This is a genomic window from Methylocucumis oryzae (assembly GCF_000963695.1).
GTDB lineage: Bacteria > Pseudomonadota > Gammaproteobacteria > Methylococcales > Methylomonadaceae > Methylovulum > Methylovulum oryzae.
The window spans coordinates 45,359-57,007 of sequence record NZ_LAJX01000017.1; the positions used below are offsets into that span (position 1 = coordinate 45,359).

The 11,649-nt window shown below is 44.6% G+C and carries 8 protein-coding genes and 3 pseudogenes; all 11 read left to right on the plus strand.

What is annotated here, in order from left to right:
• Positions 1–65 precede the first annotated feature (65 nt).
• The 11 genes and pseudogenes from tgt to der all read left to right on the plus strand — a co-directional run bounded on the left by tgt (position 66) and on the right by der (position 11,460).
• Positions 66–1,176, plus strand: a pseudogene (gene tgt / locus VZ94_RS02425) (tRNA guanosine(34) transglycosylase Tgt).
• 256 nt (positions 1,177–1,432) lie between these two features.
• Positions 1,433–1,769: pseudogene (yajC, locus tag VZ94_RS02430) on the plus strand (preprotein translocase subunit YajC).
• Positions 1,770–1,816: 47 nt separating this feature from the next.
• Positions 1,817–3,664 (plus strand): protein translocase subunit SecD, encoded by a 1,848-nt coding sequence (gene secD / locus VZ94_RS02435; RefSeq protein ID WP_045778017.1) that lies wholly within the window; start codon positions 1,817–1,819, stop codon positions 3,662–3,664.
• A gap of 142 nt (positions 3,665–3,806) precedes the next feature.
• Entirely contained in the window at positions 3,807–4,625 is an 819-nt protein-coding gene (secF, locus tag VZ94_RS02440; protein WP_239649572.1) for a protein translocase subunit SecF, read from the plus strand.
• Between the two features lie 47 nt (positions 4,626–4,672).
• A pseudogene (gene ndk, locus VZ94_RS02445) lies at positions 4,673–5,106 on the plus strand (nucleoside-diphosphate kinase).
• Positions 5,081–6,178 carry a dual-specificity RNA methyltransferase RlmN gene (rlmN, locus tag VZ94_RS02450; RefSeq protein ID WP_045778018.1) on the plus strand — a complete coding sequence of 366 codons (1,098 nt, stop codon included), beginning with the start codon at positions 5,081–5,083 and terminating at the stop codon, positions 6,176–6,178. Before ndk ends, rlmN begins: the two are co-directional and overlap by 26 nt.
• Positions 6,179–6,181: 3 nt before the next feature.
• On the plus strand, positions 6,182–6,832 hold the full coding sequence (gene pilW / locus VZ94_RS02455) for a type IV pilus biogenesis/stability protein PilW (protein WP_239649573.1): 651 nt from the start codon (positions 6,182–6,184) through the stop codon (positions 6,830–6,832).
• Between the two features lie 97 nt (positions 6,833–6,929).
• On the plus strand, positions 6,930–8,204 hold the full coding sequence (gene hisS / locus VZ94_RS02460) for a histidine--tRNA ligase (RefSeq protein WP_045778019.1): 1,275 nt from the start codon (positions 6,930–6,932) through the stop codon (positions 8,202–8,204).
• Positions 8,205–8,230: 26 nt separating this feature from the next.
• Positions 8,231–8,878, plus strand: coding sequence for a YfgM family protein (locus tag VZ94_RS02465; protein WP_045778020.1), 648 nt, complete (start codon positions 8,231–8,233; stop codon positions 8,876–8,878).
• Positions 8,878–10,059, plus strand: coding sequence for an outer membrane protein assembly factor BamB (bamB, locus tag VZ94_RS02470; protein WP_045778021.1), 1,182 nt, complete (start codon positions 8,878–8,880; stop codon positions 10,057–10,059). Before VZ94_RS02465 ends, bamB begins: the two co-directional genes overlap by 1 nt.
• Entirely contained in the window at positions 10,060–11,460 is a 1,401-nt protein-coding gene (gene der / locus VZ94_RS02475) for a ribosome biogenesis GTPase Der (RefSeq protein ID WP_045778022.1), read from the plus strand.
• The last annotated feature ends 189 nt before the right edge of the window (positions 11,461–11,649 follow it).

Genomic DNA, 11,649 nt, shown 5'->3' on the forward strand with positions numbered 1-11,649 from the left:
GAATACCCTGTCCCACCTTACGTTGATAGCTTTTTTGCTAGCTTTTTTTCAATCAAATCCGACTCATGGAATTTAATTTACTCAACACCGATGGCGATGCTAGACGTGGTCGCTTAACGGTTAAGCACGGCATTATCGAAACGCCAATATTTATGCCTGTAGGCACTTATGGCACGGTTAAATCGCTAACACCAGAAGACTTAACCGGTATAGGCGCGCAAATCATCTTAGGCAATACCTTTCACTTAATGCTAAGACCCACCACAGCCGTCATTAAGGCCCACGGCGATTTACACGATTTTATGCATTGGCAAAAGCCCATACTAACTGATTCAGGTGGCTTCCAAGTGTTTAGTCTTGGTAAATTACGCAAAATCAATGAACAAGGCGTTACCTTTAAATCTCCCATCAATGGCAGCCCTATTTTCATGGGCCCTGAAGAATCCATACACGTACAACGTGATTTAGGTTCAGATATTGTCATGATTTTCGATGAATGCACACCTTATCCGGCAACTGTCGACCAAGCCGCAGACTCTATGCGCTTATCATTACGTTTGGGCATTGCGCAGTAAAATCGCTCATGCTGATAACCCGAATGCGTTATTCGGCATCGTACAAGGCGGTATGTACGAAGCATTACGCGTAGAGTCCGTGCAAGGCTTAATCGATATTGGCTTTGACGGCTACGCCATAGGCGGCTTATCGGTAGGCGAGCCCAAAGATGAAATGTTTAACACACTTGATGCCGTACACCCTCACCTACCGCGTGATAAGCCGCGTTATCTCATGGGAGTAGGCACACCGGAAGATTTAATCGAAGCGGTCAGCAGAGGCATTGATATGTTTGATTGCGTCATGCCTACACGTAACGCGCGCAATGGGCATTTATTCACCCGCTATGGCGTGATTAAAATCCGCAACAGCCAATACGAATTCGATCCGAGACCTTTAGATGAGTCGTGTACATGTTACACCTGCCAAAACTATAGCCGGGCTTATTTAAGACATCTGGATAAATGCCAAGAGATGCTAGGTTGCCGCTTAAACACGCTGCATAACTTGCATTATTACTTACAACTGATGCAAGAAATTCGAACTGCGATAGAAAACCAGCAGTTTGCGGCCTATAAAAAAGAGTTTTATCGCTTACGCGAAAAAGGGCTACCCATTTAAGTAGGGACAGGACATTCAGAGCGCAGGACGCCGTAAATACATCCCTGTAGGCTTGGCGGCAGCATCCCTGCTGCCAACACCTGTGCTCTAAATGCCCTATCCCTACTTCGCATTACCCCGTCTAAAGCGCATAGCCCGAAAAAGCTAATTCTTAACCAACACTCAAGGTTATAACAGCAAAGCTTCTGATTATATGGCATAATAGTGGGCTTTTAATATAACAAGGTTAAGGTGAGGTTCATCATGAGTTTTTTTTATCGCTGACGCATTTGCCGCAGCGCCCGCAGCGCAACAACCCGGCTTAGAGGGCATGATATTTCCAGTTGCGTTATTAATCTTTTTTTATTTCTTGTTTTTACGCCCACAATCCAAAACGTTCTAAAGAAAAAAAAGAAATGTTATCTGCATTAAACAAAGGGACTGAAGTTGTTACGTCTGGAGGCATTTTAGGCAAAGTCGTCGATCTTGATGAAAACTTTGTCAAACTTGAAATTTCAGATAACACCCATATTCAAGTACAACGTCAAAGCATAGAAAGTATGATGCCTAAAGGAACTTATAAAGCGATTACCAAAAAAGTGGCGAAAGATTAATCGGAACGCCACTCGTTAGGGACGCAACTCACTCGTTGGAATAACCCATGCAAAATCATTACCCACTTTGGAAAAATATTTTAGTTATAGCCATCTTCGCTATTTCGTTACTCTATTCACTGCCCAATCTATACGGTGAAGACCCCTCAGTACAAATATCGACGACGCGTAGTGAAAAAGTCACTCAAGACAAAGCCACGCAAATAGAAGCCGCTATTAAAAACGCCGGACTCGCATTAAAAGCCTTTGAATTTAGCGAAGGAAAAGTTTTAGTCCGATTTACTAATACCGATGACCAACTGAAAGCGGCTGATTTAATAAAAGACCAAATAGGTAATGATTACACCGTAGCTCTTAATCTTGCGCCAACCACACCGTCATGGCTACAAGCCATAGGTGCTGATGCCATGTACTTAGGTTTAGATTTGCGCGGTGGCGTGCATTTCTTGCTTGAAGTCGATATGGACGCTGCCGTTAAGCAAGCCGAAGAGCGTTACAACGAAGACATTAGACTTGCATTAAGAAACGAAAAAGTCCGCTATGAATCAGTGGCTAAAGATAACGGTTTCATTAAAGTAAAACTAAAAGCCCCTGAAGACAAAGCTGCGTTGCTCACTGTATTAGACAAAGACTTTAGAAATTTAGAGCTAACTGAGCCGCCCGCTCAAGATGAAGTCTGGCTAAAAATATCCGAACGCGAACAAAAGGACATTAAGAAAAATGCGGTCGGTCAAAACATGACCACGTTGCGCAATCGTGTCAACGAATTAGGCGTCGCTGAACCCGTGATTCAACAGCAAGGTGAAAACCGCATTGTTGTTCAGCTACCCGGCGTGCAAGACACCACCCGCGCTAAAGAAATTCTAGGTACAACGGCAACTTTAGAATATCGCCTAGTCGATGTAGAACACGATGTACAAAAAGCAGTTGAAGGCCATCCACCTGTAACTAGCCGGTTATACTACGAGAAAAACGGTCAACCGATATTATTAAGCCGACAAATTATTGTCACGGGCGACCAAATCGTTGATTCCTCGTCCGGTATGGACCAAGACGGACGCGCGGCGGTCTTCATTACCTTAAACGGTGCGGGTGCTGCTAAAATGGGCAAAGTCACCCAAGCTAATGTTGGCAAACCTATGGCAGTCGTCTTTATCGAATATAAGACTGAAACCAAAATCGTTAACGGCGAAAAAGTCCGGCATAAAGAAAAAGTCGAAAAAGTCATTAGCGTGGCGACCATCTTAAGCGTGTTTAGTAAACGCTTCCAAACGACCGGTTTAGACAGTCCTGATGAAGCCAGAAACTTATCCTTATTATTACGAGCTGGCGCCCTAGCAGCACCGGTTGATATTGTCGAAGAGCGCACAGTAGGTCCAAGCTTAGGCCAAGACAACATCGACAAAGGCTTTTTATCCTTCGTTGTCGGCTTTGCATTAGTCGTATTATTTATGGCAGGCTACTACAAACTGTTCGGCATGATTGCCAATATGGCCTTAGCGTTTAACGTCGTCATCGTCGTGGCTATTCTATCGCTATTACAAGCTACGCTTACCTTACCGGGTATTGCCGGTATTATCTTAACTGTCGGTATGTCGGTAGATGCTAACGTATTAATCTTTGAGCGTGTTAAAGAAGAACTGCGCAATGGCAACTCACCCCAAGCCAGTATTTATATCGGCTATGAAAAAGCCTTTGCAACCATTTTAGATTCCCATGTCACTAACTTAGTCGTTGCCGTCGTGTTATTTGCCTTTGGCACAGGCTCAGTAAAAGGCTTTGCTGTGACGTTTATCATTGGTATTTTATCGTCTATCTTTACCGCAATTACCGGTACTCGCATGGTGATTAACTGGATATACGGTGACCGTCGCGTTGAAAAATTATCGATATAACGCTTATCAGCCTACATTACTCTCAACGACTCTATGAAAGTTACTAACATCAATTTTATTGGCAACCGCCGCTACGCGCTGATTTTTTTCCAGCTTGTTATCGCTTATTTCTATCGTTCTGTTAAGCGTTAATGGCTTGAAAATGGGTATTGACTTTACCGGTGGCACGCTTATCGAGATAGGCTATGAAAAAGCCGCAGATTTAACCCTATTAAGAAACACTTTAGACGAATCAGGCTTTTCTGACGCGACGGTACAGAATTTCGGCACTGCAAAAGACGTACTGATTCGCTTAAAGTTACAAGAAGGCGTGAGCAGCGCTGATTTAAGTGCAAAAGTATTAGAAGCGATTAACAAAAAAACCACGGAACCGGCTAATTTACGCCGCGTTGAATTTGTCGGCCCTCAAGTCGGCGACGACTTAGCGCAAGACGGCTTTTTAGCCTTGCTCTATTCAACCATTGGCATTTTGATATATGTCGCCTGGCGCTTTGAATGGAAATTTTCCTTAGGCGCGATTGTTGCGACGTTACACGATGTCATTGTGACCTTAGGCGTCTTCTCCGCACTGAACATGGAGTTCGACTTAACGGTATTAGCCGCCGTATTAGCACTTATCGGCTACTCGTTAAATGACACTATCGTGGTCTACGACAGAATTCGCGAAAGTTTTTTAACATTCCGCAATAAAACCGTCGAAGAGATGATGAATTTATCGGTAAATGTGACATTGAGCAGAACCATCATGACATCATTAACCGTTATCTTAGTATTAATTTCGTTATTCTTCTTAGGCGGCGAAGTGATACATGGTTTCTCGCTAGTCTTATTATTCGGCGTTTTCTTCGGCACCTATTCCTCTATTTTTATCGCTAGCCCTGTCGCATTAATGCTAGGCGCCTGTCCTGCAGATTTAATTCCACCGGTTAAAAAAGGCGAGCATATTGACAATTTGCCGTAACCTCACCCATTCTATCAACCCCTTAACTCATAGGAGCTAAAACACTCATGGCCATAGAACGCACTTTTTTCTATTATCAAACCCGATGCTGTCGCAAAAAAATGTCATTGGCGAAATCTACAGCCGGTTTGAAAAAAACGGTTTAAAAATCATCGCCGCTAAAATGGTACAGTTAACCAAAGAACAAGCGGAAGGTTTTTACGCCGAACACAAAGAGCGCGGCTTTTTTAACGACTTAGTGGCCTTTATGATTTCAGGCCCGGTCATGTTGCAAGTCTTAGAAGGTGAAAACGCCGTAGCGTTAAACCGTGAATTAATGGGCGCAACCAACCCAAAAGACGCAGCACCCGGCACTATTCGCGCAGACTTTGCTAGCACCATTGACGAAAATGCCGTACACGGCTCAGATGCGTTAGCAACCGCTGCTAGAGAAATTAGCTATTTTTTCACAGACAATGAACTCTGTGTTAGAACCCGCTAAGCCTAAGGTTAATTTGCTGGACTTAGACAAAAAAGGCTTAACCGCCTTTTTTGTCGGTATCGGCGAAAAACCGTTTAGAACGCAGCAAATACTGAAGTGGATTTATCACGAAGGCGTCACCGACTTCGATGACATGAGTAACTTAAGTAAATCGTTGCGCACTTATCTAAACGAAAACTGCATCATAGCTACACCCGAAATTGTTTACGAACAACATGCCAGCGATGATGTGCGTAAATGGGTATTACAAACGCACTGCGGTAACCGCATAGAAAGCGTTTTTATTCCCGAAGAAGGTCGCGGCACGTTATGTGTATCCTCACAAATAGGCTGCGCACTGGCCTGTACGTTTTGCTCAACTGCGCAACAAGGTTTTAACCGTAATTTAAGCGTTTCCGAAATCATAGGCCAAGTCTATGCCGCACAACAAAGGCTAGGCAATGACGGCAAAATTACCAACGTCGTCATGATGGGCATGGGCGAACCCTTGCTTAACTTCGATAACGTGGTCGCAGCGATGAATTTAATGATGGAAGATTTTGCTTTTGGCTTATCTAAACGCCGCGTTACGATAAGCACATCAGGGGTGGTTCCGGCCATTTATAAACTCACCGAAGCCTGTGATGTAAGCTTAGCAGTATCGTTACATGCCGTCACTGATGAGCTAAGAAATGAATTAGTCCCTATTAATAAGAAATATCCGCTCAAAGAATTACTCGATGCCTGTAGAGATAATGCTAAAGTAGCGCCTAGACGCAAAATCACGTTTGAATACGTCATGCTTGATGGCATCAACGACTCCTTAGAAGACGCTAAGGGCCTGATTCGATTATTAAAAACCGTACCGTCTAAGGTCAATTTAATTCCGTTTAATCCGTTCCCGCAAACCTCGTATCGCTGCTCTAGCCCAGAGCGCATACACGCATTTAAAACGGTGTTAAACGAAGCAGGCCTTGTCACAACGGTTAGAAAAACTCGAGGCGAGCAAATCGACGCGGCCTGTGGCCAGCTTGTCGGTCGTGTACAAGATAAAAGTCGAAGACATTTAAAACTCAAACCAGTAGAGGCGTAACGTATGCTTGCAACACGTGGTTTAATTTTATGCGCAGTGCTCACTTTATCTACCGGTTGTTCTTTATTTGAAAAAAAAAAAGATGAAAACTCAGCCGATATATATGTGCAATTAGGCATACGCTATTTAAATATGAATAGGTTAGAAGTCGCCAAAGAGAATTTAGAGTTAGCGTTAAAAGAAGAACCCAATAATATGCAAGCCCATAATGCGTTAGCATTTTTATTTGAAAAAATTGAAAAATACCCTGAAGCAGAAGAACAATACGACATCGCATTAAACCTAAAACCAGATGATTTAGGCGTGCAAAATAATTACGGTCGTTTTTTGTGTGATAGAAAAAAATATGACCAAGGTATGGCGTTATTAACCAAAGCCATCGCTAACTTGCTTAACGATAGACCTTGGCTAGCTTTAACCAATGCAGGTATTTGCCAACTTGGCTTAGGCCAAAAACAAAAAGCTAAAGCCTATTTCAAACAAGCGCTAAATGCAAATGCTAGCTATGCTCCCGCTTTATTAGAGATGCAAAAATTCAGTTACCGTAGCGGCGAATACTGGCCCGCAAAAGCTTTTTTTGCAGCGCTATTTTGGCTGTCGCGCCCCACACGGCAGAAACCCTATGGTACGGCTTGCAAACTGAACGCGCATTAGGTAACGCAGGCTTAGCCAACGAATACAAAAATCTATTATTAGAACAGTTCCCTTTATCTGAAGAAGCCAAAAAAACCGGTCATTAACTTTAAACACCATGGCTAAAACAATACAAGCAATACGAGGCATGCACGATGTCTTGCCAGAACAAACACCACTTTGGCAAGCTGTAGAAGCAACTATCCGTGAGGTTCTCAGCGCTTATGGTTATAGCGAGATTCGCTTGCCCATCGTCGAAAAAACTGAATTATTTAAACGCTCAATTGGCGAAGTCACCGATATTGTCGAAAAAGAAATGTACACTTTCGATGATAGAAATGGTGAATCACTGACCTTAAGACCTGAAGGTACCGCAGGATGTTTAAGAGCCAGCTTAGAACATGGCCTATTACCTAATCAATCACATCGCTTATGGTATTACGGCCCGATGTATAGACACGAGCGTCCGCAAAAAGGCCGCTACCGCCAATTTATCCAATTAGGCGTAGAAACCTATGGAATGCCAGGCCCTGAAATCGATGCTGAATTATTGCTTATCATGGAGCGTTTATGGCAAAAACTAGGCTTACGCGCACACGTTAGATTAGAGCTTAACTCATTAGGGACGCTTGCTGAGCGCGCCGTCTACCGCGAGCAATTAGTTACTTACTTTGAAACGCACAGTCAACAGCTCGATGACGACAGTAAACGCCGCTTACACACAAATCCGCTTAGAATTTTAGACAGCAAAAATCCTGCATTAACCGAGGTCATTGCTAATGCGCCAGTTTTATTTGACTACTTAGGTGAAGACAGCAAAGCTCACTTTACTGCGGTGACTGACTTATTAACGCACTTAGGCATTGCCTATCAAATCAATCCTCGCTTAGTGCGCGGTCTGGATTATTACAGCAAAACCGTTTTTGAGTGGGTAACCGAACAATTAGGCGCACAAGGCACAGTATGTGCTGGCGGACGTTATGACGGCTTAATCGAACAACTAAGCGGAAAAACAGGCCATGCCATAGGGTTTGCAATGGGCATGGAGCGTTTGCTGGCGTTACTTGAAAACCAAAACACACTAGCGCTAGCCAAACCGGTTCAGGTGTATTTAGTGCGTGTCGGCGAACAAGCGCAGCGTCCAGGCTTATATTTTGCCGAACGTTTACGCGATGCCATTCCGCATCTGAAATTACAAGTCAACATGGAAGGTGGCAGTTTTAAAAGCCAATTTAAAAAAGCCGATAAAAGCGGCGCGGATTACGCCATCATAGTAGGCGATGACGAAGTCGCTCAAGGTGTTATCAGCATCAAATCGTTACGCGACGAACAAGGCCAACGCGCTTTAACAGACGCAGAAGCGATTCGTTTTTTTCAACAACTCTACCTCTGATTCAGCATAACTTTAAGAGAATACCTGTGGAAATTTACGATACCGAAGAAGAACAAGTCGCGGCTATAAAAGCCTGGTGGAAAGAAAATGGCACAGCCGCCATAATCGGCATAAGCATAGGTTTAGCCGCCATTTTCGGCTGGGACTACTGGCAAGACTATCGCAAAGCTCAAGCTCAGCAAGCGTCAGCACTCTACGATGAATTAGTTAAAGCCGCCAAAGCTAATAACACCGATAGCATCACTAAAATAGCCGAACGCATAGCAACCGAGTTTTCAGGCACCGATTATGTCTCTTATAGCCGTCTTATGTTAGCCAAAACTAAAGCAATACATAACGATATACCAGGTGCTAAAGCCGTATTGGAACAGCTGATTAAAAACGGCGATAAAGAACTCGCTAACCTCGCCAGAATTAGACTCGTGCGCTTAATGCTCGCTAATAAAGAACTCGAGCAAGGCTTAAAATTGATTAATGAAGTAGACCCTGCGACCACAGAAAGTTTTGCGGGTCAGTATGATGAGTTAACCGGTGATTTATATGTCGCATTAAATCGACCCGACCAAGCGAGAACCTCGTATCAATCGGCGCAACGCAACGGTAACAAATCGTCAGTATTACAAATGAAAATGGATGATTTAACCACGCCAGAAAAACAGGAAGCCACGAAGTAATGCATAAAGTTCTGCTGTTATTCTTAAGTTTAACACTTGCTGGCTGTGCTAGCAGTGGTATAGGCGAAACCTTATCCAGCATTACCGATCTCTTTGGCGATGAGGACAATGCCGACCCACCTGCTGTGCTTGTCGAATACCCGGCAGAAATTACTATTGAAGAGCGCTGGGATGAGAAAGTCGGTGTCGGCGCCGATGGACAAGCTCTAAATTTAGTACCGGCTATTGGTTACGGCAGTATCATTGCCGCAGACCGAGAAGGTGTTGTACAAGCAAGAGATTTAGCAAGCGGGGCATTACGTTGGGAAGTTGAGTTAGAAACACCGTGCTCAGGCGGCCCCGGTATGGGCAAAGGCACTGTCGTGATAGGTACTAGCGATGCTGAAGTCATCGCATTAAACAGTGAAACGGGCGCGCAGTTGTGGCGCGTAAAAGTACCCAGTGAAGTCTTATCCATACCCGTTGTCGCAGACAATACCGTCATCGTACACACCACAGATGGTAATGTCATAGCGCTTAATGAAAAAACAGGCGCTAAACAATGGCATTATGAAATCAGCGTTCCCGCCTTAACTGTGCGTGGAACAGGCACACCAGTCATTGTTGACGGTAGCGTTATCGGCGGCTATGACAATGGCAAACTCATGGCGTTACGCCTTAGCGACGGCAAATTTGTCTGGGAAAGCAGTGTCGCCATTCCTAAAGGCCGCTCAGAAGTCGAACGCTTAGTCGATTTAGACGTAGACCCCATTGAAGCGGGTGGCGTCGTTTTTACTGCGAGTTTTCACGGCGGCGTAAGCGCTGTTTCAGCGCTAGACGGTGATGTCTTATGGCGTAACGAAGCGATTTCGGCCTATTCCGGCATTAGCAATGATTGGCGTAATTTATATTTATCTGATTCAGCAGGCGATGTAATACAACTCGATCAGCGCTCTGGCTCAGCACTATGGAAACAAAAAGAGCTACATCAACGCAAATTATCGGCACCTGCTGTTTATGACAACTATGTTGTCGTAGGTGATTTTGAAGGTTATGTGCATTGGCTAAGCACAACGGATGGCAGACAATTAGCACGCATAAAAATTAGCGATGCTGCTATCGAAGCCAAGCCCATCGTCATAGAAAATACCGTATTTGTTTACGCAACTGACGGCACATTAGCCGCACTGACCGCACATTAAATGTTACCTGTTATCGCATTAGTAGGCCGACCGAATGTTGGCAAATCCACGTTATTCAATTATTTAACCCGTAGCCGTGAAGCCTTAGTGGCCGACATTCCAGGGCTTACTCGCGACCGCCAATATGGCCGCATACAGCATGGTATGCGACCTTGTTTAGTCGTCGATACCGGTGGTATTGCTGATGATGCCGAAGGCATAGAAAGCATTTCACGTAAACAAGTACAAATCGCGCTTAATGAAGCTAACCTTGTTGTCTTTATGGTAGATGCCCGCGAAGGCATTAGCGCCTCTGATAAAGTCATTGCCGATTCGCTAAGAAAATTGGGTAAACCCATTTTGCTTGTCACCAATAAAGTCGATGGGATAGATGCGCCTACAGCAACTGCTGAATTCCACAGTCTAGCCTTAGGTGAACCCATATTGCTAGCCGCTAGCCACGGTCGCGGCGTCCCTGCCCTATTAGAAAAAATCAATCAATTATTACCTTCTGCGGCGGAACTGATTGACGACGAAGGCGCACGCAAAGGCATAGGTATCGCCGTGATTGGCCGACCTAATGTCGGAAAATCCACGTTGGTTAACCGTATTTTGGGTGAAGAACGCGTGATTGTTTTTGACCAACCCGGCACCACGCGTGACAGTGTTTATATCCCGTTTGAACGTGAAGGCAAGCAATTTACGCTGATTGATACAGCCGGTATGCGTAGACGTTCGCGCATTGCCGAAACCATAGAAAAATTTAGCGTTATCAAAGCCTTACAAGCCATAGACAAAGCACATGTGGTTATTTACCTAATCGACGCCAGCGAAGGCGTGACGGATCAAGACGCGCATTTATTGGGTTTAGTACTAGAAGCCGGACGTACCTTGATTATCGGGCTAAACAAATGGGATGGCTTAACAACCGAGCAAAAAGACAAAGTTAAACGACAAATCGAACTTAAACTACCTTTTGTCGATTTTGCTGAAAAACATCCTATTTCTGCGCTTCATGGCAGCGGCGTTGGCAAATTATTCGATGTCGTGCATAGTTTATTTGAATCCGCAATGGTCAATTTATCGACCTCGACCTTAAACCGTATTCTAAAAGAAGCCACCGATGCCCACCAACCACCGATGGTGCAAAACCGCCGCATAAAACTAAAATACGCTCATCAAGGTGGGCGCAATCCGCCCGTGATTATTGTCCATGGTGTGCAAACCGAAGCGTTACCGCTTTCGTATCACCGATATTTAACCAATTATTTCCGGGAGCGCTTACAACTTGCCGGAACGCCGCTAAGACTAGAATTCAAAACCACAGCCAATCCTTTTCAAGGCAAAAAAAACACCCTCACCGAAAGGCAAGTACAAAAACGCCAACGTTTATTCAAGCATGTTAAGAAAAAAAACGGATGACACACATTTAACCTTACACGCAATAGGCTACACACTTATGACGGGACAGGGCGTTTAGAAAGACAGAAAACTGCTCCTGCGTTTTCTGCATTCACCACATCCTTGTGGCTCCAGGTGTCGGCAGCAGGGATGCTGCCGCCAAGCCTACAGGGACGTATTTACGGCGTCCTCGGCAACTGCTCCTGCGTT

What these genes read in the sequence shown, in the direction of transcription:
- secD (WP_045778017.1), top strand. Translation starts at nt 1,817, where the DNA reads ATGCAAAATCATTACCCACTTTGGAAAAATATTTTAGTTATAGCCATC.
- secF (WP_239649572.1), top strand. Translation starts at nt 3,807, where the DNA reads ATGGGTATTGACTTTACCGGTGGCACGCTTATCGAGATAGGCTATGAA.
- rlmN (WP_045778018.1), top strand. Translation starts at nt 5,081, where the DNA reads ATGAACTCTGTGTTAGAACCCGCTAAGCCTAAGGTTAATTTGCTGGAC.
- pilW (WP_239649573.1), top strand. Translation starts at nt 6,182, where the DNA reads ATGCTTGCAACACGTGGTTTAATTTTATGCGCAGTGCTCACTTTATCT.
- hisS (WP_045778019.1), top strand. Translation starts at nt 6,930, where the DNA reads ATGGCTAAAACAATACAAGCAATACGAGGCATGCACGATGTCTTGCCA.
- bamB (WP_045778021.1), top strand. Translation starts at nt 8,878, where the DNA reads ATGCATAAAGTTCTGCTGTTATTCTTAAGTTTAACACTTGCTGGCTGT.
- der (WP_045778022.1), top strand. Translation starts at nt 10,060, where the DNA reads ATGTTACCTGTTATCGCATTAGTAGGCCGACCGAATGTTGGCAAATCC.